The organism is Actinoplanes sp. NPDC048967 (genome assembly GCF_040649415.1).
Taxonomy (GTDB): Bacteria; Actinomycetota; Actinomycetes; order Mycobacteriales; family Micromonosporaceae; genus Actinoplanes.
Genome location: NZ_JBEZFL010000002.1, coordinates 843,328 through 864,490 on the forward strand (window position 1 = coordinate 843,328; position 21,163 = coordinate 864,490).

General features: G+C 69.0%; 19 protein-coding genes and 2 tRNA genes. 11 read left to right on the forward strand and 10 right to left on the reverse strand.

Annotated features, from left to right (window positions below; translation table 11 throughout):
• Positions 1–43: 43 nt before the first annotated feature.
• Both AB0C12_RS10685 and AB0C12_RS10690 read right to left on the reverse strand, forming a co-directional pair.
• Complete coding sequence (locus tag AB0C12_RS10685) at positions 44–1,312, reverse strand: hypothetical protein (protein ID WP_360546368.1); 1,269 nt, start codon at positions 1,310–1,312, stop codon at positions 44–46.
• Positions 1,313–1,357: 45 nt separating this feature from the next.
• Complete coding sequence (locus AB0C12_RS10690) at positions 1,358–2,050, reverse strand: hypothetical protein (protein ID WP_360546370.1); 693 nt, start codon at positions 2,048–2,050, stop codon at positions 1,358–1,360.
• Positions 2,051–2,068: 18 nt separating this feature from the next.
• Between AB0C12_RS10690 and AB0C12_RS10695 the strand changes: the two genes are divergently transcribed.
• The 3 genes from AB0C12_RS10695 (at position 2,069) to AB0C12_RS10705 (ending at position 4,639) form a co-directional block, all read left to right on the forward strand.
• Positions 2,069–2,455 carry a hypothetical protein gene (locus tag AB0C12_RS10695; protein ID WP_360546372.1) on the forward strand — a complete coding sequence of 129 codons (387 nt, stop codon included), beginning with the start codon at positions 2,069–2,071 and terminating at the stop codon, positions 2,453–2,455.
• Between the two features lie 512 nt (positions 2,456–2,967).
• Complete coding sequence (locus AB0C12_RS10700; protein WP_360546374.1) at positions 2,968–3,486, forward strand: SigE family RNA polymerase sigma factor; 519 nt, start codon at positions 2,968–2,970, stop codon at positions 3,484–3,486.
• The gene (locus AB0C12_RS10705; RefSeq protein ID WP_360546376.1) at positions 3,479–4,639 is read left to right on the forward strand and encodes a hypothetical protein; all 1,161 of its coding nucleotides are present in this window, start codon (positions 3,479–3,481) and stop codon (positions 4,637–4,639) included. The genes AB0C12_RS10700 and AB0C12_RS10705 overlap by 8 nt, the downstream gene beginning before the upstream one ends.
• Positions 4,640–5,195: 556 nt before the next feature.
• On the opposite strand, the gene AB0C12_RS10710 is transcribed toward AB0C12_RS10705, so the two are convergent.
• A tRNA-Arg gene (locus tag AB0C12_RS10710) sits at positions 5,196–5,268 on the reverse strand.
• Positions 5,269–5,437: 169 nt separating this feature from the next.
• On the opposite strand from AB0C12_RS10710, the gene AB0C12_RS10715 reads away from it, so the two are divergent.
• Positions 5,438–5,992 carry a SigE family RNA polymerase sigma factor gene (locus AB0C12_RS10715; RefSeq protein WP_360546378.1) on the forward strand — a complete coding sequence of 185 codons (555 nt, stop codon included), beginning with the start codon at positions 5,438–5,440 and terminating at the stop codon, positions 5,990–5,992.
• The gene (locus AB0C12_RS10720) at positions 5,992–6,669 is read left to right on the forward strand and encodes a hypothetical protein (protein ID WP_360546380.1); all 678 of its coding nucleotides are present in this window, start codon (positions 5,992–5,994) and stop codon (positions 6,667–6,669) included. Before AB0C12_RS10715 ends, AB0C12_RS10720 begins: the two co-directional genes overlap by 1 nt.
• A 54-nt stretch (positions 6,670–6,723) precedes the next feature.
• Here AB0C12_RS10720 and AB0C12_RS10725 read toward each other — a convergent pair.
• Positions 6,724–6,817 (reverse strand) — tRNA-Ser (locus AB0C12_RS10725).
• A gap of 825 nt (positions 6,818–7,642) precedes the next feature.
• Here AB0C12_RS10725 and AB0C12_RS10730 point away from each other — a divergent pair.
• The gene (locus AB0C12_RS10730) at positions 7,643–8,656 is read left to right on the forward strand and encodes a hypothetical protein (RefSeq protein WP_360546382.1); all 1,014 of its coding nucleotides are present in this window, start codon (positions 7,643–7,645) and stop codon (positions 8,654–8,656) included.
• Here AB0C12_RS10730 and AB0C12_RS10735 read toward each other — a convergent pair.
• Positions 8,643–9,416, reverse strand: coding sequence for a type II CAAX endopeptidase family protein (locus tag AB0C12_RS10735; protein ID WP_360546384.1), 774 nt, complete (start codon positions 9,414–9,416; stop codon positions 8,643–8,645). The genes AB0C12_RS10730 and AB0C12_RS10735 overlap by 14 nt on opposite strands.
• Before the next feature lie 156 nt (positions 9,417–9,572).
• Between AB0C12_RS10735 and AB0C12_RS10740 the strand changes: the two genes are divergently transcribed.
• On the forward strand, positions 9,573–10,682 hold the full coding sequence (locus AB0C12_RS10740; RefSeq protein WP_360546386.1) for a globin domain-containing protein: 1,110 nt from the start codon (positions 9,573–9,575) through the stop codon (positions 10,680–10,682).
• Here AB0C12_RS10740 and AB0C12_RS10745 read toward each other — a convergent pair.
• Positions 10,679–12,238, reverse strand: coding sequence for a peptide deformylase (locus AB0C12_RS10745; RefSeq protein ID WP_360546388.1), 1,560 nt, complete (start codon positions 12,236–12,238; stop codon positions 10,679–10,681). The two genes, AB0C12_RS10740 and AB0C12_RS10745, sit on opposite strands and share 4 nt — an antisense overlap.
• A 398-nt stretch (positions 12,239–12,636) precedes the next feature.
• Here AB0C12_RS10745 and AB0C12_RS10750 point away from each other — a divergent pair, with 398 nt between their 5' ends.
• A complete protein-coding gene (locus AB0C12_RS10750; RefSeq protein WP_360547116.1) occupies positions 12,637–13,353 on the forward strand; it encodes a hypothetical protein in 717 nt (238 codons plus the stop codon).
• A gap of 29 nt (positions 13,354–13,382) precedes the next feature.
• Complete coding sequence (locus AB0C12_RS10755; protein ID WP_360546390.1) at positions 13,383–14,297, forward strand: phosphotransferase; 915 nt, start codon at positions 13,383–13,385, stop codon at positions 14,295–14,297.
• A 16-nt stretch (positions 14,298–14,313) separates the two neighbouring features.
• Here AB0C12_RS10755 and AB0C12_RS10760 read toward each other — a convergent pair whose 3' ends face one another.
• A complete protein-coding gene (locus AB0C12_RS10760; protein ID WP_360546392.1) occupies positions 14,314–16,305 on the reverse strand; it encodes a hypothetical protein in 1,992 nt (663 codons plus the stop codon).
• 265 nt (positions 16,306–16,570) lie between these two features.
• Here AB0C12_RS10760 and AB0C12_RS10765 point away from each other — a divergent pair, with 265 nt between their 5' ends.
• A complete protein-coding gene (locus AB0C12_RS10765) occupies positions 16,571–17,284 on the forward strand; it encodes a class I SAM-dependent methyltransferase (protein ID WP_360546394.1) in 714 nt (237 codons plus the stop codon).
• A gap of 69 nt (positions 17,285–17,353) precedes the next feature.
• Here the strand turns inward: AB0C12_RS10765 and AB0C12_RS10770 are convergent, their stop codons facing one another.
• Entirely contained in the window at positions 17,354–17,884 is a 531-nt protein-coding gene (locus AB0C12_RS10770; protein WP_360546396.1) for a YbhB/YbcL family Raf kinase inhibitor-like protein, read from the reverse strand.
• Positions 17,885–18,229: 345 nt separating this feature from the next.
• On the opposite strand from AB0C12_RS10770, the gene AB0C12_RS10775 reads away from it, so the two are divergent.
• A complete protein-coding gene (locus AB0C12_RS10775; RefSeq protein ID WP_360546398.1) occupies positions 18,230–19,429 on the forward strand; it encodes an ATP-binding protein in 1,200 nt (399 codons plus the stop codon).
• On the opposite strand, the gene AB0C12_RS10780 is transcribed toward AB0C12_RS10775, so the two are convergent.
• Both AB0C12_RS10780 and AB0C12_RS10785 read right to left on the reverse strand, forming a co-directional pair.
• On the reverse strand, positions 19,426–20,067 hold the full coding sequence (locus AB0C12_RS10780; protein WP_360546400.1) for a GNAT family protein: 642 nt from the start codon (positions 20,065–20,067) through the stop codon (positions 19,426–19,428). The genes AB0C12_RS10775 and AB0C12_RS10780 overlap by 4 nt on opposite strands.
• Positions 20,068–20,109: 42 nt before the next feature.
• Complete coding sequence (locus AB0C12_RS10785) at positions 20,110–20,850, reverse strand: NlpC/P60 family protein (RefSeq protein WP_360546402.1); 741 nt, start codon at positions 20,848–20,850, stop codon at positions 20,110–20,112.
• Between the last annotated feature and the right edge of the window lie 313 nt (positions 20,851–21,163).

Consider the following 21,163-nt stretch of genomic DNA (forward strand, 5'->3'; position numbering starts at 1 on the left):
GAGAGCAGACGACGACCCGTAGCCTGCTCTCCGCCCACCGAACTCATCGTGCTTTCAGCACCTGCTTCAGGCAGAACGACAGCCCGTCCTGGGACCGGTGCGACGCCACCCGGGACTTGTAGACGACTGCCCCGGGCACGACCCGTTTCACGAGGGTTGCCGCGGTGCCGCCGGCGACCACAGGGTCCGTATCGGACGAGATCACGCAGGTCGTCGTTTTCGGCAGCGACAGCTTTCTCGAGGGCTCCCCGGCGCAGGGCAGCATGAGCTTGGCGACAATCTGTGACGCCGCGTCCCGCGACAGGCCCGCCTTCAGCTTTTCACTCGACGTGGTGGCCGAGCAGATCTCGTCCAGCTGCGCCAGGAAAGCGGGGGATACGGAGTTGGTGCCGTAACGGTGCCAGATGTTGTCGGAGAATCGGCCGACAACCTCCGGATCGTGGTCCTTGGTCACCGCTTCGGCGGCTTCCCCCTTCTCCGATTCGGCGGCGTAGCTCAAGCCCACGATCGCCGAGGCGACATCGAACTTCGTCACCGGCAGCGAACGGGAGGGTGCGGACGCCTGCGAAAAGACCCGAGGGGTCTGACCGAATGATTTCTCGATCAGTTCCGTTCGCCGCGATGCGAAGGACGCGGCATCCACACCGATGGGGAACGGCCGCGCCAGAACGGACCAACGAAGGTCACGAGTCGCTTCGGCACCGACCAGATAGCTGTAACGCGCCACCCCGAACGAATGGCCGATGAATCCTTCGACCTCGAGCGACTCCTTGGCGATGACGGTGCTCACCACATCCGCATAGTCCTGCGGCGTGAATCCCCATCGACCCTGTCCGATCCGGCACTTTTCATGCAACGCGGCGGCCTGATCGGTGACGTCCTGCGCACCGGCCCGCACGCTCTCGTAGTATTTCGTACCGGCCGCGGCGCAGGAATCGTCCAGGGACTGCGTGACCCAGGGCTCCTCGATGACGAGCATGTTGTAGCCGCCGAGCTGCGGGACCTGTTTGGCGTAGCCATCCAGGTGGTAGGTCCCGGACAGCGGCGCGATCCCCGGTCCACCGAGGTCGAGAATGACGGTCCGCTTGGTATCGGTAGTTGCCCGGACGACGCTGTACCGCCATTCACGCCCACGCAGTTGCACGCTCGCGCACGACTCGCGGGCTTCCTCACAGGGATCCTTGGGCTCCGCAGCCGCCTCCGCGACCGGCTGCGTCTTCACGTCCCCGGAGTCCAGGAAGCCGGCGACCGCGATGGCAGCAGCCAGGATGACAACGATGATCGCGGCAAAGGGCAGCCGGCTGAAAGACAACCGGCTGCCCCCTCCGCGCGAAGTGTTTTTCGCGCTCATTGCCAGTTACCAGCCACTGTCCTTGCGGACGAACTCGTCGAGAGTGGTCAGGTTCAGGTCGCCGTACTTACGGTCGACCGCCGCCCAGGTGTAGTCGGCCCAGGTCGGGACGACCGTCTTGTCCTTGGCCGTGTAGTCCCCGGCCGTGTCGCCGTACAGCACGACCTTCGACGTCTTGCCCAGGAACTGGACGCCGATCTCCTTCCGGCCCCACGTGCCCACCGGGTTGGTGGAGTCACAACGGTGCAGAGGGATGCCGATCTGGCCACTGACCCCGGCCGCGCTGGCCCCGATGGTGACGGTCTGGGTGGCCTCGCACGTCGTGGCACTCGCCGTCGGCGTCGCCTGGTTCAGCGACGTGATGGCGTCCGAGCCGGCCCACGGCCGGGACCGGATGGTGAACTCGCGGGTGTACGGAATCCACGAGTAGTTGGCCCGGTGGAAGCGGCCGAACCGGTTGTAGATCCAGTGGCGGGTTCCGCTCTCCGCCCACTTCTCCCAGCACGACCAGAGGTAGTGGTCACTGACCCCGGTCGACTCCCAGTACTGCTCGATGCAGCCGTACTTGTACCGGTACATGTTCTTCGGCGCCGTGCCGTAGTCGTACCCGTTTCCGGCGGGCGCGATCTTCTCGTCAGTGGCGGTGTCGAGGAAGATGCTGCCGAAACCGACCGGCGTCTCTTCCTTGTCCTCCGTCACCTTCGCGACCGTGAGTTTGTGAGGCGCCTTGCCCTCGTCCCAGAGCAGGTGAACCTCAGCTCCGGCCCGATTGGGATCCGGAACTGCCGCCACCTGAACCTCGGCGGTGTCGGTGAGGCGACCGGCACGCGCCAGCTTGTCGAGGTGTCCCCTGACCCGACCCTGCAACTTCGTGTTCTTCAGTTCAATCTTGTTGGCGCGCAGAGTCGCTTTCTCAAGCGCCTTCACATCCACTGTCTTCACCGCAACGACCGGCTTCTCGTCTGCCTGAGCGGCGCTCGGGAAAAAGAGAACGGTCGCCACAGTCGCCATTGCGACCATGACGTGGTCGAGCTTTCGGGCAGCATTGTGCTGACGTTTCTGGGGTGGTATTTGCACGCCTTACTTCCTCCCGTGAGGACCTAGTGATCTAGGTCGGCGCGAGCGTAACAGCGGACAGGCATGCTTCGATGTCCCGTCGGGAGCAGGCAAAGACGACGGTCACTTGTGGACCGTTGCGCAAGGTGGCGCAGTGTTAATACGACGCCGACAAAAGTCCTGATCAACTAGCGCCGTTGTCACGCTGAGTTGCCGAACTGCGACCGAACCCTAGGTGAAAGTGATCCACAACACAGCAAAACTATGGGTCCTTTGAGCGTTATGTCGGTTCGGTTGGAAGCGATCAGGATCGGTCATCACGGCGAAATCGACGGCGTCCTGCCGTACCGGCGAGCTCCGAGCGGGCCCAGACAGCAAGAAGGCCTGAACCGCGATACGCAGCTCAGGCCCCGACCAACTGCGGCTGCGCGCGTACCTGGACGGCGTCGCTGAGGTCTTTCACGGTCGAAGAGTGGGCGCCGCACCAACCGCGCGCTTGAACTCAACCTTTCGAGGGGCCGGCACCGTCGGTTGAGTGAACGGCTACCGGAAGGACGAGGATGCGGGGAGACTCCCGGGCCGGCGACGAACCCTACGTCAGCTACGTGACGGCACGACTGCCAGCGTTACACCGCGCGGCTTTCCTGCTGTGCGGCGGGGACGCCCACCGCGCGAACGACGTGGTGCAGGCCACGATCACCCGGCTGTATCAGCACTGGAAGCGGGTGTCGCGCAGCGACAACATCGACGCCTACGTGCACCGGATGCTGGTGCACGCGGTCGTCGACGAGCGGCGGCACTCATGGTCGCGGGTGCAGCTGGGCGGGCGGCCGGTGGAGGTCACCGGGGATGACCCGCACGCCGGGGTGGACGAGCGGGACAGCCTGGTGGCCGCGCTGCGCCGGTTGCCGCCGCGCCAGCGGGCCGTGCTGGTCATGCGGTTCCTGCTCGACCGGCCGATCGAGGAAGTGGCCGAGGCGTTGAACTGCTCCGTGGGCACGGTTAAGAGCCAGAGCTCCCGCGGGCTGGAGGCGCTGCGGTCGATGCTGGCGACGATTGAGGAGCGCGGGGATGGATGAGAACGAGCTGAAGGGCCTGATGCTGGCCGTCGAGGTGCCGCCAAGCTCTGCCGACGTGCAGCAGGCGATGGCCGCCGGTCGGCGACGCAACCGGGGTCGGGCGTTGCTCGCCGCGGGAGCCGGGGTGGCAGCGTTCGCCGTGATCGGCACGTTCGTGGTGACCGCACCGATGCGAGCGGGGCCGCACGACACCACCGGGACGCCGGACAGCACCGCCCCCGCACAGGCGAAGAGCCGATGCGTGCCGACGCTGCTGAAAACACCCGGCGGGGCGCCCGCAACGGTCATGACCATTGACCCGGACGGCGCGCAGGTCGGCGGCCGGCTGGACGTCAACCCCCCACAGGCGATCCTGTGGCGGGACGGCAAGGTGGTCGACCTGCCGACTGGCGCGACCGGAACGATCGCGGACGTGGCCGGCGACACGGTCGTCGGGTATTCGACGACACCGGCCGAGGAAAGCACCGGCTGGGTGTGGCGGGGCGGGAAGGTGACCCCGCTGGCGAAGGTCAAGGGCTACCCGTGGACCCACCCGCACGCCGTCAACGCCAAGGGAGTCATCGCCGGATGGGTGCACGGCACGAAGCCGGACGACACGATCCCTGTCACCTGGTCGCCCGACGGCACGGTGCACCCGTTGCGGCTGCCGGTGTACCGGCCGGGCGAGCGCTCGGGGACTGCGCGCGACATCGCCGACGACGGCACGATCGTCGGCGAGGCCGACGGGTTTCCGATGCTGTGGTGGCCCGACGGCACCCCGGAAGGGCTCGGCACGCCGTGGGGCGATGAGAACAAGAACGGGATCGCGTGGGCGATCGCGGGCCGGTACGTCTATGGCAGCGGCGACGGCGTCGAGACTCGCTGGGTACTGCAGGACGGCGCGGTGTTCAGCACGGCCAGCCTGCCCGACGCCGGTGAGCTCGGAGCCCGGGCCGGCACCGCCGACGGTACTGCCCTGCTGGCCGGGGACGGCCTGGAGAAGCCGGCCGGACGGATCGGCCTCGACGACAAGGGCCCGGTTCCCGTTGACGAGCTGCGAGGCCCCGACGGTGAGATGACGATGGCGACGGCGATCAGCGCCGACGGCAACACGATCGGTGGCACCGTTCTCGGCGGCGGCCGCGGCCGTCCGACGATCTGGCGCTGCCATTGAGGTTCTGCCTCGTAGACCTTGGCCGCCGGGTATGGCACGGAGCAATCGAGCATGTCGCCGAAACGTGGTCTGCCCGCAATGGTCCTCTGCGATCGGCAAGAACAACGGATGAAACGCGTAGCTCCGTGCTCCGGCAACCTCGGCCAACTCGTCGACTTCGCCTGGCTCCTCACCGTCGTCCGCCGGCCACAGGCCGACAAGAAATTTCGGATCTCCAACGCGTCGGCAATCGGCAGGGGCGGGATCAAGGGGTCGAGCATCCTAGGGTTCATGCCGTCGGCCAGCTGCCACCAATGTCGCAGCTCTGCAGGCACCGGCCTACCCCAAAGCCACCGCGCCACCAGGCGGCCGGGTGGACGAACAGTCGCTCCACTCTTCAGGCCGGTCAAGTCGTTCGCGCTGACGGACCCAAGAGCCCAGGTCAGCATCTGTCCGGATGATCGACGGAGCATCAGCCGAGCACCACGCTCCCAGAGACCGGGAACCGGCCCGCCAATCATGGGAACGAGAAAGGCCGTTACCCGCGTTTCCGCGGGTAACGGCCTTCTGAAGTCTGTGCGCCCGAAGGGACTCGAACCCCTAACCTTCTGATCCGTAGTCAGATGCTCTATCCATTGAGCTACGGGCGCTTGCCTTACGTTTCCGCTGGTCCCGGCCATTGCCGCACCCGGACCTGCTAGACGACGACTCTAGCATGCGGTCCCGGACGCCCCCCAAGCCGGTCCGGACCCCCTCCCCGCCCATGCAACCCTTGCGGCTCCCCATCCGTCTGGGGGCTGTGAGATACGAGGAGAGCTCGTGAGTAGCGAGCGAGATGCGCAGTTCCATGACTTCGTCCTGGCTCGCCGGGCCGGCTTGGTGCGGACCGCCACCCTGCTCACCGCCGGGAATGCGCATCTCGCGGAAGATCTGGTGCAGTCCACGCTGACCAAGCTGTACCTCGCCTGGCCCGCCTTTCAGCGCGCGCACAGCCCGGACGGTTACGTACGCCGCGTCCTGGTCAATGTCCTTGTCGACGAACGGCGGCGGTTGTGGTGGCGGCGGGAGCGGCCCACCGCCGAGTTGCCCGATCGGCCGCATCCGGGTGATCCCGGGCCGCCCGGTGAGCTCGATGAGCGGCTGCGGACGGCGTTGCGGGAGCTACCTCCGCGGATGCGCGCTGCCGTTGTGTTCCGCTACTTCTACGACCTTGATGTCGCTGAGACCGCCGATGCGCTCGGGTGCACGCAAGGGACCGTCAAGAGCCAGACCGCCCGCGCGCTGGACCGCCTGCGGGCCGCCTTGCAAACGCGGGCCCAAGGGCAGCCCAGTGAGCAGAATCGCACCTTTCTTCGCCAAGGAGTGACCTCGTGATGGACCTGCGTGATCAGCTCGACTCGATCGCCGGGTCGGCGGTCGCCCCCACCGCGGCCGACGCGGACGCCGACCTGGCCCGGGGCCGCCGGGCGCTGCGCCGCCGCCGTACCGCTCAGACGCTCGGGGGTTCCGCCTTCGCCGCGGCCGCCGTCGTCGCGGCCTTCGTCTTCACCACCGGAATCGGCAGCGGCGTTCCGGGACCGGGCGCGACGGACAGCGGCACCACCGTCTCGACCACCCAGCTGGTGTCCTACAAGGGCAAGCAGCCCAAGGGTTTCGTCCTCGACAAGGTGCCGGACGGCTGGTTCGTGCAGGCCGACGACGACAGCAGCATCGTGCTGGCGCCGAGCCGCATCAAGGGCAAGCCCGGCGTCGACCCGTCCCAGGATCCGCTGTACGACCCGCGCAGCTTCGAAGGCAAGATCGCCGTCATGTTGCAGAGCCGCGACCAGGGCGGCCCACCGGCGGGCACCGAGGTCAAGGTCGGCGACCGGGACGGCGTGCTGGCCAAGTCGGCCGACAACGACAGCGGCCGGACTCTGTGGGTCGAGCAGCCGTCGGGCGTCTACCTGCAGATCCAGTTCTGGGCGGACCTGGGGCTGAGCCACGAGCAGATGGTCGACTTCGGTGCCGGCGTACACGTGACCAAGGCTGCCAAGCAGGGGGCCGGCTGATCCGCCCTGCGCGAAAGGGCCGTGAGCGTAAAGCTCACGGCCCTTTCGCGTGCGTGGCGGAGACTCCGGGATTCGAACCCGGGAGGGGCTATAAAACCCCAACCGCATTAGCAGTGCGGCGCCATAGACCGGACTAGGCGAAGTCTCCTCCGGTGGCTCGCAGGCCACCGACGGTTGAGGATACCGGACCGCCCGGGGGCCCGGCAAAGAGGTTGCCCCTAGGCCACGCCGATCATCGAAATCCGGAGAAATCGACGGACCGCACCGTCTTCCAACAGGTGAAATGACCGCCACGCGACTAGGCTGCCTCGGCATGGAGGAGAACGAGCCGAAGCAGCGCCGTCCGCGGACATCCAACCCCGCGTTCAGCACGCCTGACCAGCCAACTCCCCAGACGAAACCGGCGAAGGCGCCCCCGGCGGTGACCTTCCGGCCACCGGCTGCCGACAAAACCTCTTCCGGTACGGGCACAGACGCACCAGAAGCAACACCGCCGCCCCGCCCGCAACGGAATCCAGCGAAGTCCACGCCGCGCAAGGCAACGGCCCCGCAACGCCCGGCGAAGTCGGCTCCCACCCCCACCCCAGCCCCGCCGGCGGGGGAGAGCTCGCCGCGCCCGAGCACCGGCAACCAGCCGCCCAGCCGCAGCCGAGCGCAAGCCGCCGCGAAGTCGGCCCCGCCCCGCATCCAGGCCGCAACGGACGCGCCCGCCCAGGAAAGCGCCCAGCCCGCCAAGGCAACGCCCGCCGCGAAGACGGCGCCCCCAGCCAAGGCAGCCCCCGCCACGAAGACGGCGCCCCCGGCCAAGGCGACCCCAGCGAAGCGCCAGCCGCGCAAAGCCACCCCACCGCACGCAACGGCGGCGCAAGGAGAGGCAGCGCCGGTCAAGAAGGCGGCGAGGCCGGCGAAGAAGGCAGCGGCGACCATCAAGGCAGCCGCCGCGGAGATCGCCCCGGCCGTGGTCACCCCGGACATGACCACAGTGCCCGATGAGCCACCCACCGCCACGCCGCCGCCGGCCCCGACGCCGTCGGCCAAGACGCCGTCGGCCAAGACGCCGTCGGCGCAGCAGCTGCCGGCCGAGACGCTGCCGAACGAGACCTCGCCGAGCCGGCAACATGCCAACGACAATGGATCGGCTGCCGGCGACGGATCAGCCGCGAAGGGCAACGCACCCTCGGCGGATGACGAGCTGATGCCCGACGACACGTCGAACCTGGCTGCCGACGTACAGGAAAAGGCGACATCCCCGGCTGCCGAGCCCCCGGCTACGGCCCCGGGGCAGCCGGGGGCTGCCGTCCCCGTTGCCTCGACCCTGCCGCCCGCCGTCGCCGCCATGGCGGACACCCTGTCCGGCGTGCGGACCGAGGCCTGGCCCGCGCTGATCGCCGATCCCGGCCACGCCCCCGAGCTGCTCGCTCTCGCCGCGCTGCAGACCATCGGTCCGCGCGCCGGCGAGTGGGCCGCGCGCACCCGCGCCGCTTATCCCGCCGCCGGACCGGACGCGTTGGCCCGGCTGGCTGTCTCGCAGTTCACCCGGTTCGGCAGTGTCAGCAGTGTCTTCGCCGCTGTCGCCGGGTCGTACGCGCCGATCGCCCTGCTCGGTGCGGCCGCCTACACGCACGCCGAGCTGGCGTTGCATGTCGCCGCCGCGTACGGGCTGGATCCGACCGACCGCGAGCGCGCGGTCGACCTGCTGGTGCTGACCCGGGTTCATCCCGTCCGGGAGGACGCGGTGGCGGCGCTCGCCACGGCCGAGCAGCACAGCTACGACAACAGCGGGCTCACCGACGCCACCTGGCGGCTGGGCCGGATGATCGCCGTGCAGGCCGGTGGGTGGGCGGCCGTCCGGGCGGTCAATCACTTCTTCCCGGGCACCAGCCTGCTGGTCGCCACGCTGACCAGCCGGGGCGCCGCGCGGGCCATGGCCGCGCGGGCGACCGTGCACTACCGCGCGCTGAGCCGGGGGTCGGTCACAGCCAGCTGAGCCAGTCCTTGGGGAGCAGCGTGTAGCCCACGAAGGCGGCGATGTCGAGCAGGCTGTGCGCCACGATCAGCGGCATGACCCTGCCCTTGCGCAGGAAGAACAGTGCGAACACGACGCCCATCACGGCGTTGCCCACGAACGCGCCGAAGCCCTGGTAGAGGTGGTACGAGCCGCGCAGGACCGCGCTGGCCGCGACGATGTAACCGAGGCGCCAGCCCATTTCGCGCAGGCGGGTGATCAGGTAGCCGACGACGATCACTTCTTCCAGGATCGCGTTCTGCATCGCCGCGATGATCAGCACCGGGACGGCCCACCACACCGGTTGCAGGGCGGCCGGGACGATCTGGGCGTTCAGGCCGAGCGTCGCGGCCGCGTACACCAGGAGCAGGCCGGGGATGCCGATGGCCGCGGCCAGGGCAGTGCCCCAGCCGGCGTCGCCGGCCGGGCGGCCGAAGTCGATGCCGAGCGTTCGGGCCGGGTCGAGCCGGTCGCGGTTCAGCAGATAGAGCGCCAGCAGGACCGGGATCAGGGCGAAGAAGATGCCGAGCAACTGGTACGTGAGATCGAGGTAGGGCCGCGGCGACTGTGACGGGTTCAGCGTGGCGGTCTGCTGGGACAGCGGCTTGCCGGCCGTGAGCTTGGCCATCAGGGACACCACCGCGTAGACCGCGGACTGGCCCAGGGACAGCAGCAGGACGATCACTATCTCCAGGCGGAGCTGCTTGCGGGTGGCCTGGGGCCGATCTAGAGCTACCGTCACGCCACCACTCTAGATTTGGCTCAGCCGTTCGAGTGATCGCGTTCATGCACATTCGGACCTATCGGGGCAAGCGACTCGCCGTGTGTCGGCAATTGTGCGGCGTACATCGCACTTCGGGTGCGATGCGTTACCCGGTGTTTTCTCCAGGCTGAGGGCATGGGAGACCTCGCTCGTTTGCTCAAGGAGAGTTGGAGCCTCGTCGAGGAGCATCAGGACAAGGTCGCCGGCTACTTCTACGCGCGGATCTTCCTGTCACACCCGGACCTGCGGGACCTGTTCCCCGTGCACATGGACGTCCAGCGCGCCCGGCTGCTCAACGCCATCGTCACCGCCGTGCAGACGCTGGAGGATCCGGAGAAGTTCGACGAGTACCTCCGGTCGCTCGGTCGTGATCATCGCAAGTTCCACGTGGAACCAGCCCACTACGAGGTGGTCGGCGGGGCGCTGATCGAGGCGATGCGGCAGTTCGCGGGCGAGCAGTGGGGCGTCGAGTACGACCAGGCCTGGGCCGACGCGTACGCGGTGATCGCGGCCAAGATGCTCGCCGGCGCCGAGGCCGACACCAACCCGCCGTACTGGTATGCCGAGGTCACCGCGCACGAACGCCGGGCGACCGACATCGCGGTCTTCACCGTCATGCCGATGCAGCCGCTGGAGTACCGCGCCGGCCAGTACCTCAGCCTGGAATGCCCGCGCTTCCAGCCCAGGCTGTGGCGGACCTACTCGCCGGCGAACGCTCCCCGGCGCGACAACACCCTGGAGTTCCACGTCAAGGCGGTCGGGGCGGGCTGGGTCTCGAGCGCACTGGTGCGCCGGCTGGAGGTCGGCGACATGATCCGGCTGGCCGCGCCGATGGGCTCGATGAACCTGGACCGGCGCTCCACCCGGGACGCGGTCTTCGTCGCCGGCGGCACCGGCCTCGCGCCGATCAAGTCACTGCTGGAGGAACTGACCCGCTACAACCGGACCCGCTGGGTGCACGTCTTCTTCGGCGCCCGCACCCGCGAGGACCTGTACGACCTGGCCGAGCTGAACCGGCTCGCCGCCCGCTACCCCTGGCTCTCGGTGGTGACCGCGTGCAGCGACGATCCGACTTTCCCCGGCGAGCAGGGCAACATCTCCGACGTCGTGGCCCGCTACGGCCCGTGGAACGAACATGACTTCTTCGTCTCGGGCTCCGGCAAGATGGTCAAGGCCACCCTGCGGACCCTGGCCGAGCTCCAGGTCCCATCCGTACGGATCAAGTACGACAGCTTCTCCGACTAGTAGTTCCACGGCTGGCCGGTCTGGCGGTACTCCTCGACCGGCACGAGGTTGGCCCCGGGGACCATCCGGTCCACGTACAGCCGGCCCTCGAGGTGGTCGATCTCGTGGCTGACCAGGCGGGCCATGGCCTGCTCGAAGGAGGTGATGACCCGGGTCCCGTCGAAACGGGCGTGCTCGACGTCGACGCGCAACGGCCGGACCACCAGGCCGCGGTAGTCGAAGAAGGAGAGACAGCCCTCGTACTGCTCATCGGTCTCGCTCGACTCGTCGACGACCCGCGGGTTCAGCAGGACCACGGACTCAGCGCCACGTTCGGGTGGGCGTACCACGGCGGCGGCAACCGCCAGGCCGATCTGCGAGGCGGCCAGTCCCACTCCCTTGCTGAAGTCGTGCAGTCCCTCCAGCCGTTCGAGGGTGGCCCGCAGACCGGCGACCGCGTCGCGGGCGGCCGCCTCCTCCCGGGGCAGTTGGAAGTGCCGGGCGCGCTGGCGCAGCAGGTCCGCGCCGCGCTGCACAATGCCGATTCCGCGCATGCGCTGGCTCGCTCTCAGCTCATGGCCGTTGGTGCGGCGCTCCTGACCGTTGCGGGGCTTGGGGACTCCTTCGTCCGGGGTGGTCGGGGCGGATTCGCCGCGGAACCGCCACTCGAGGCGGTACCGGGCGTTGAGCAGCGGCGCGTCGGTCGACCACTCGAAGACCGCGCGGCGTGCGTCGTTGTGCCGCTCCAACGGGGTACGCACGGGCACCTCGGCGGCCAGCGAGGTCTCGACCCCCCACACCTGCGGCTCGAACTCGACCGGGAAGTTCAGCCGTACGGTGAGGTTGCGGGTGGGCAGGCGGACGGCCCGCTGGAACCACTGGCCCCACTTCTCCTCGCCGACGGTGTAGGCGTACTCGATCGTGGTGCGCTCGCCGGGATAGAGCGGGAACTGGCCGTGGTCGTTGGCGAAGAGCAGCCAGACCTCCTTGGCGGCGTCCCGGTCGAGCTTGAGCCGCCACTGCATCGGCTCGGTGGCGGCACCCTCGCCGGCGACCGCGCGCAGATCCATCTCCTCGAAGCTCAGCGGATGCTGGCGGTGGTGGCGGTTGGAGCCCTGCGGGTCGTGCGGATACCGGTCGACGGAGATCTTCACCAGATAGCGGGTGACCGGTTCCACCCCGGCGTTGTAGAGCGCGCGCCGGATCACACACCGATAAGCCCCTTCGGTGTACGTGAGCTCGGCCACCTCCTGCTCGACGATGAGGCCGGTGCCCGGCGGCATCCACTGCGCGGGCACGGGAGGGTCGCGGTGCAGGACGGGGCCGCGGGCGTGCCGCAGTTCGTCGTACTCCTGGAATCTCTGCCAGATCGCGCCGCCGGCGGCCAGGACCGCCTCCGCGCGCCGGGCGAAGTCCTCGGTGGGCTTGTGCCGGCGGCCCTCGACGTGACTGACGTAGGACGGATCGAACCCCATGCGCGCGGCGAGCTGCTTCTTCGTCATCCCGCGCTCGACCCGCCATTGCGCGAGCGCCGACACGAAGTGGTCGGCAGCCCTCTCGACAGGCGAGGTGGTCATCACGGATGTCCCCTTTGCGACAGGAATTTCAGTGTCCATGTCTTCCGGTGTCCGCATGGGGCTAGTAGCGCGTTGCCGACAGATACCTTGACGAAACCGGCAACGGCGCAACGCTCGGTTAGGTCACCCTTGCTGGGGGTATTTCCTCGAAGAACACCTGTCTGGGGCCGGGTTTGTGGGGGTTGTGCTGGCGTGGTTAGGTTAGCCTTAACAAGGTATGGTGGGCCGTCCTGACCAGCGAAGCGTGGCGAGGTGACAGTGGTGATCCAGCGGATGAAGCCGCGTTGCCTCTCCCTGAGCGGCGCACCCCGGTGACCACCGCGCTGGATCGTGTCGTTTCCGATCACTCCGCCCACCCGGCGCAGCCTCTGGCCCCGGTGACCGCGACTCTGCGGGCGATGTTCGGCACGAGCACCGAGCTGCCCGGCCTGGCGCCGGACCTGATGGTCCAGGATCCGACCGGCTGGCAGCCCACCTCCGACCTGGCCGGGGCCAGCCTCGACACCCTGCTCGACTCGTCCCGCGAACGCTGGCAGGCCCAGCCGCACGCCGCGGCCGCACTGGCCTGGAAGGCCTACACGTACTGGCTGGCGCTGCCGGCCGTGCTGGGTTGGGCCTCCGCCCGCCGGGTGCCGCTGCTGACCGGCACCGACGTGCTGATGCACTTCAACGACCCGCGGCCGCTGGTCACCATCGGCCTCCGCAGCGACATCACGGTGGCGGTGCTGCCGTCCGACCCGCTGGCGCTGAGCGGTCTGGCCCAGGTCCGGGTCGTCGCCGACGAGGCGGCCCTGCTCGAGGAGCTGCGGCGCTCGCTGCTGGACGAGCATCTGACGCCGTTGCTGGAGGCGATCCACACGAAGGTGCGGCTGGGGCAGCGCACTTTGCTGGGGTCGCTGTCGTCCGGGGTGGCTTACGCGGTGCTGCGGTCGGCGGATGTGCTGCCGGGTTCGTCGGCGGAGACGATCGCCACGCTGCTGGGCACGCTCGGGGTCGAGGACCTGATCGAGCTGGTTCCAGGGCGGGGCGGAAACCTGGATGTGCAGCGCAAGACTTGTTGTCTGGCCTTCACGTTGCCCAAGCCCAAGGTCTGCGTGGGCTGCTGCATCAAGTAGTGGCACCGACCTGGCTCAGCGAGCCGACTGTGGATGCCTTGCGAGCTGCGCTGCGTACGGTCGCGCCGGACCTGGCCGGCGGCACGATCGTGCCTCGCGGCCTGGAGCCGAGCGACGACCCCCAGTGGTGCGCGGCGACCGCTGTTGTCGACGGCCGATTCGTGGTCAAGTTCGCCTGGGCCGAGCCACCCGCACTGCGGATCTGCCATCAAGTAGGGCTGATGGAGACGCTTCGGCTGGCCGCACCACGGTTGCCGCTGCCGGACGTGGTGGCAGCGGCCCGCGATCCGGCGATGCTGATCACGCGCCGAGCGGCCGCGGTGCCGTTCTTCGACGTGCGGCACTCCATTACGCCGGCTGACCGGCCGGCGGTAGCGGCTGATCTTGCTGCGACCCTGGCCGCTCTGCATGACCCTGAGGTGCTGCAAGCGGTGTCCGAGGCAATGGGCCCGCTACCCGAGCCGACCGCGTATGCCTCGACGGACGCCCTCCGAGCCGGGCTCGGGCCGCTGATCCGACCCGACCAGCGGGACCGGATGGTGGCCTGGTGTGACTGGGCTGACCGGGCGCTCGCCGCGCCGGGCCGGACCGTGCTCGTGCACGGCGATTTCCACGGCGACAACCATCTCTGGGATCCCGAGTCGTTGCGGCTGCGCCTGGTCGTCGACTGGGAGACGGCGGGCACCGGCGAACCCGAGTTCGACCTGCGCTGTCTGCCGGGAGACTGCGGTATCGAGCTGTTCGCCGCGACGGTGACGGCCTACGAACAGCTGTCCGGCATGAGGGTGGACGTGGACCGGGTCATGGCCTGGCACCTGCGCACCGTTCTCGGTGACGCGCTGTGGCGGGCCGGGGCCGGGGTCTCCCTGCCGGACCATCGCACGCCGGCGCAATGGGTGGATGATCTGGACGCCAGATTCACCGCCCTCGGAACATTCCGCTAGGCAGCCTCAGGTCGGGTTACTGGTCGACCTTCTCCGCGTCGACGAGGTTGCGGACGTTCCAGACCCAGGCGCCGCCGGTCCAGGTCGGCTGGAAGCCCAGCAGCTGCGTCATCGCCCGCAGCATCTCGATGTCGCGGACCTGCGGGGTCAGCACCACCACCCCGGCCTTCCAGTACCGCAGATCGGCCAGGGTCATCTCGCGCCGGGTCTCGGTGATCTCCGGGATCGGGTTGCCCTGCTTGATCGACGCCATCAGGCCGCTGGTCGGGCGCCACGGCGGGGCGAACTGGGCCGAGCGGTCCGTCGGGTCGAGCGGGTTGCGGCTCGGCAGCAGGGCGTACGCGCTGACGATCCGCATGTCCTGGCCCGTGTAGGCACTCCAGCGCAGCGGGTCCGGATATGAACTGTCCGGCAGGGGCAGGGCGACCAGCGTGTGGTCTTCGTCCACGTACTGCTTCCAGGCACCCGAGGTCACGAAGGCCGGGACCGGGTCCATCGGGGTCGTGCGCAGCGGGGTCGGCGTGAGCGGGACCAGGGCCATGGCCACCGCGGTGATCATGGCCACGCGGACCGGGCCGCGGGCGGCCGGCTGGGCCTTCATCAGGTCCGAGGCGCGCTGGCAGCCCAGCGCCAGCATGATGGCGACGATCGGGGCGATCGCCAGGGCCCAGCGGGTCGGCACGGCCGAGTTGAGGATCGGGACGCTGTGCAGCAGCGACCACAGGCCGGGAACGCCGGTGTCGACGCCGTTGAGCCGGATGCGCGGGCCGAGAGACATCGCGCCGAAGAACAGGGCCACGCCGGCCAGGGTCACGATCGTCACGCTGCGGCGCATCCAGGCGACCAGGCCGAAGAAGAGGATGACCAGGCCCCAGCCGAAGAACGCGTTCTCCTCGGCGGCGTTCTGGGCGAGGCGGCCCGCGGTCACGCTGTTTCCAGCGATGGAGCGCTGCGCGTACGCGGTGAAGGAGCCCAGGTCGGCCCCGAAGTAGCGGACGAACTCGGGCAGTCCGTGGTAGCTCTGCGGCCCGAAGAACTGCACGTACAGCGGGTAGGCCAGCGCGGCCAGCGTGGCACCGGCCGCGACACCGAGCCCGCGTACGAAGGTGGCGATCTCGCCCGGCTGACTGCGGCGCCGCGTGACGGCCATCACTACGCAGAAGATGCCCAGCCCGACCGCGGTCATGAAGAGGATCTCGAGGTTGATGAACGCCTGCCAGACCAGCAGGCCCGCGAGCAGCAACCCGTTGCGGACCGTCCGGCCCGGTGTCCGCAGCGCGAGCGTGCGCCAGATGATCAGCGGCACCAGGAACTGCGAGACGATGTTCGGGTGGCCGCCGGCGTGCGAGATCATGCTCGGCGCGAAGGTGGCGAACAGCGCGCCGACCCACGCCGCCAGCCGGGAGCTGACGAACTGGCGGGACAGCACGAAATACCACGAAATACCGGTGACTGCCAAGGCCAGCGTAAGAAACGCGTTGAACGCCACATGCGGACCGAAGATGGCAGTGACGGGCGTCATCGGCAGCGAAACGGCCAACACCGACGTGTTGGCCATCATGTTCACCCCATCGGGGTAATTCATGCGATCCGAGAAGAACGGATAAACGCCATCCGTGAGCACGCGTGCACCGTGCGCCAACATCCACTCAAAGAATGCCTGATCCTGAGGATCATCGCGCAACTCATGATCAAGATTGAGCCACAACGGGGCGGTGATGAAGATCGCTACCGCAATGAAGGTGACTATTGCGAGAACATCTCGCCAGGTGAGAGACCGCCACCACCGCGGCCGCGGCGCCGGCTCCGGCTGCCCGCCGGCCTCGACGCCGACGGCGGGTGTGACCGAACCGTCAACAGCGGGTATGACCGAGATCGGCGCGGCGGCGACCTCGCTTTCCAGCGCGCGCAGCTCCGCGTCCAGGTCTTCGGCGTCGGCGGCGGGGTCAGGCGGCAGAACGTTCCCGCCGGCCGACTGGCCTGTCGAGTCAATACCCGTAATCGTCATAGCATCGGCGAGCCTAACCGAGGTTGGTAACAGTGTTGTGACGGGCGGCGCAGGCGTGATCGACCCGATATCTAAGCATGTATTTCCGCTCACTGGCCCGCACAGTGCATGATGGGTAAGGCCGGTGGGTACCCACGGCTCAATGTCTCAATCAGGCAAAAAATGAGCGGGCGCCCCCCGCTCAACTTTCGGTTGCGCGCAGCGGATGGTTAACTCTTCCGGTCCCGCTGTCAGCTCGGATCGGCAAGACGAGGGAACCTTACTTATGGCAGACATCACTGGAGACCAGCGGATCCAGTCCGAAGTGCTCGAAGGCCTCGCCACGGCCGTGAACCACCGTCGGTGGTTCGTGGAGCTCGCTCTCCCGTACCTGGGCGACAACCCGATCGAGATCGGCAGCGGCCTGGGCGACTACGCACTGGAGTGGGCGGAGCACCTGCCCCGCTTCACCGCGACCGAGGCCGACCCCGACCGGCTGGTGCAGCTCAAGGAGCGCCTGGCCGACCACGACAACATCGACGTGCGGCAGATGCTGCTGCCCTCGCCCGAGGCGAACGGTGAGTACAGCGCCGCCGTGTCGTACAACGTCCTCGAGCACATCGAGGACCACGTCGGCGCGCTGCGCAGCATGGCCGATCTGGTGCGCCCGGGCGGCCGGATCATCCTGATCGTGCCGGCCTTCATGTTCGCGATGAGCCAGGTCGACATCGCGACGGGCCACATCCGCCGCTACACCAAGAAGACGATGCGCGCCGCCATGACCGAGGCCGGCCTCACCATCGAGAAGCTGCACTACGCGAACGCCCTGGGCCTCATCGGCTACTACGGCGCGACCAGCATCTTCAAGCTGGCGCCGAAGGAGGGCCCGATGGTCAAGGTCTACGACAGCGTCGTGCTGCCGGTCACCAAGGCCGCCGAGAGCATCGTGAAGCCGCCGTTCGGCCAGTCGGTCTTCGTGGTCGCCAAGGTTCCCGGCTGATCCCGTACCGATCGACGAAGCCCGCCGGATCCATGATCCGGCGGGCTTCTCCGTGTCCGGAGCCCGGCGTCAGCCCTTGACCTGGTACGTGGGCCGGATCGTGGCCCGGGCCAGCGTGTGGAACGCCAGGTTGAAGCCGACGTACGCCGGGGTGGCGTCCGCGCTCACCTCGAGCCGGTCGACGTCGATGGCGTGCACCGCGAAGACATAGCGGTGCGGGCGGTCACCGGGTGGCGGGGCCGCGCCGCCGTAGCCGGTGTCGCCGTAGTCGTTGCGTACGGTGAAGGCGCCGTCCGGCAGCGGATCGACGCCCCGGTCGAGCTCGGTCACCGAGGCCGGCAGGTTCACGGCCACCCAGTGCCAGAAGCCACTGCCGGTGGGCGCGTCGGGGTCGAAGCAGGTCACGACGAAGCCACGGGTCTCCGCCGGGAACCCGGACCAGGACAGCTGCGGGGACAGGTTCTTGCCGCCGACGCTGGTGTGCGCGTACAGCTCGTCGAGCGGTCGGCCGTCCGCCATGTCTACGCTGGTCAGCGTGAAGGCCGGGACGGGCGGCAGGATGTCGTACGGATCCGGCGCTTCGGCTCGCTCCAGGCTCATGCTCGGTTGTCCTTCCACGTCGTCCGGCACCCAGATGGCACCGGTTGCTGACTTCCCCCGTTTGCCGACGGTAACCGCGTGAGGTGTCACACATCTTTCGGCCTGATATCCGGCGCGGATGCAGAAACGCACAGGTGGTGCGCGTGTCCAGGCTTGCCCCGGGCGATAGTGGTGTCAGACATCCGACCGGGTGCGCAGGGCAGAGATCCCCGTGCTCGGTTGCGATCGGTCGCCTCCACGGCGTCCAGCAAGTCGGCACCCGCCCTCCGCGACGGGTGCCGACTGCTATGTGGGATACCGGCCCGAACCATTACATATGCCGTGAAGCGGTGAGAGCATCAGAATGTGAGAGTCGCTGCTCCGCCCGACGAGGAAGGCCGCCTGGCCGCCCTGCACGAGGCCCGGGTGCTCGACACCCCGCCCGAGGGCGACTTCGACGACATCGCCATGCTGGCCTCGGAAATCTGCGGGACGCCGGTCGGCATGGTGAGCCTCGTCGACGTCGAGCGGCAATGGATCAAGGCCAAGGTCGGGGTCGACTACGAGGAGTCACCCCGCGACGAGTCGTTCTGCGCGCACACCATCCAGGAGCACGACGTGCTGGAGGTGCCCGACGCCGGCGCGGATCCCCGTTTCGCGGCGAGCCCGTTCGTCACCCGCGACAAGTTCCGGTTCTACGCCGGCGCCCCGGTCGTCCTCGACGGCACCCACGCCGTCGGCACCATCTGCGTTCTCGACAAGGTGCCGCGGGCGCTGACCGCATCGCAGCGCCGTGCCCTGCGCTGTCTGGCCCGGCACACCGCGGTCCAGCTCGAGCTGCGCCGCTACGCCCAGCATGCCGGGATCGTCGCCGACCGCATGCGCCAGCTCGACCGGATGAAGGACTCGTTCCTCGCCGGGGTGAGCCACGAGCTGCGGACACCCCTGACGTCGATCCGCGGCTATCTGGAGATCCTGCTGGCGGACGGCTTCGACCCGGAGACGTCGCAGCGTTTCCTGGCGGTCATGCAGCGCAACTCGGACCGGCTGCTGCGGCTCATCGACGATCTGCTGACGGTGGCCCGCCTCAACGAGGGCGGCATGGAGCTGCACCTGGCCGAGCTGGATCTGGCCGAGCTGGCGCAACAGGTCACCACGGCGTGCCGGCCGCTGGCCGAGCACCGGGACGTGGCCCTGCACAACCTGATGGACCGGCCGGTGCTCGCCCGCGGCGACGGCCGGCGGCTGGGCCAGGCGCTGAACCACCTGGTGGTCAACGCGATCAAGTTCACCTCGCCGGGCGGCGAGATCATCGTACGGGGTACGGCCGGTGCCGAACCGGAGCTGGTCATCGTCGACACCGGGGTGGGCATCCCGGCCGCCGAACTGCCGCACGTCTTCGACCGGTTCTTCCGCAGCACGGCCGCCGACCGGATGGCGGCGCCGGGCCCGGGCCTCGGACTGTCGATCGTCAACCTGATCATCGAGGCCCACCACGGCAGCATCCACCTGGACAGTGAGCCGGGCGTGGGCACGACAGTCCGCCTGACCCTGCCCCGCGCCTAGGCTCCGAACAGGGGCCGGCAGGGCGGCAGACCTTCGATCCGTACGCCCACAGTGCGAGCCGCCGCCCAGCCGGCCCGGTCCAGCCGCAGCCGACGGCCCACCACCGCCTCGCCGCGGACCACGTGCCGGGCGATGCCGTCGTCGGCGTAGCCGAGCTTGCGCGAGACGCCGTACGAGGCCGCGTTGTCCGCGAACGCCTCCGTGACCGCCCACTGCGCGCCCAGCCCGGTGAACGCCAGGTCGAGCACGGCCGCCCGCATCTCGGTGCCGAAGCCCCGGCCGTGGTGAGCGCGGCCCAGCCACGATCCCGTGCCGACCTCACGCAGCGTGCCGAACTGCCGGGCTTCGAGCGCCTGGGTGCCGATGACCTGGCCGTCGTGCACGGTCACGAAGTGCAGCGACCAGTTGTCCGGCGTCCATTGGCCCCACATCCGCCACTGGAACTGCAGCGTGCTGCGGGCCACTTCCTCGGCGGTGCCGTCGGTCCACGGCACCACGAACGGCTGCCGTCCGGGGTCGTGCACCCCCGCGGCGGCGACCTCGGCGAGCTGCGCGAGGTCGGCCAGGTCCGGAACGCGCAGTTCGAGCCGCGGCGTGTGCAGCCGCAGCCCGAACAGTGGCCAGTGATCGGTGATCATGCGAGGAATTCTCGCGGCTCGTCACCGGCCGGCGCCAACTCTTTAGAACCGCTCGATGTGCAACCCCCGGTAGAGCCGCCGATAAACGACACCGGTCCGCGAGTTGCCGGCGTCGATCATCATTCCGCCGCCCATGTAGATCCCCACGTGCCCCGGCCCCACGACCAGATCACCGGGTTGCGCGGCGGCCCGGGAAACCGTCCGGGCGCGGGCCGCCTGGGCTCCGGAGGAATGCGGCAGGCTGAGCCCGGCCTGGGCGTACGCACGCTTGGTGAATCCCGAGCAGTCGAACGAATTCGGCCCCTCACCACCGCGCCGGTACGTCTTGCCGATCTGCGAACGGGCGTACGCGATCACCGACGACATCCGCATCGACGTGCGTACCCGGGTCACCGCCCGGCGCTTGGGCACTGCCCGGCGCTGCGGCGCGGCGCGGTGCTTGGCCACGGGCCGCACCGCGGCACGGGGCTTGACCACCACCGTGGTCTGCCGGGCGGCCGCCCGGCGAGCGGCGAGCGCCCGTCGGACCGCGACCCGGCGCTGAGCGGCCGCCCTGACCTCGGCGACGTGGCGGGCGTGGGCTGCCCGGCGTACCTCCTGAATTTTCTTCGTCTCCCGCTGGGCGGAGCGCTGCGCCGCACGCAGCGCGACCGCTGCCGGACGGGCGGCGGACCGGCGCACTGCCGAGCGTGAAGCTCGCTGCGCCGCGCGGGCCACCAGGGCCGGCTGGCTCTCCACCACCACGGCGGGCGCGGCGGCCGGTGCGGGATTCGGCGGGCCCATGGGAGTTTCGACGGATTCGAGAACCGGCGTGCTCACGGCGAGCGCGAGGGCGCCGGCGGCCAGGACGCGGCCGGTGGACGGACGGGACAGCGAAGCCTCCGAGTTCGGCCCGGGGCTCTCACGCGAATCCCAATTCGGTGCGACGGATGGTGCCGTCGTGCCGGTTGTCATCCGTGAAACGGCGACAATGGGAACCCAGGCGATATAGGTAATTCCGTCGACCATGCCAACACACATTCGGCGCCACGTGATGAAGAACCGAAAAAAAACGCTCCCGGAGTGTCGCGCCGAGCGTGCCCCGAACGTGTATATG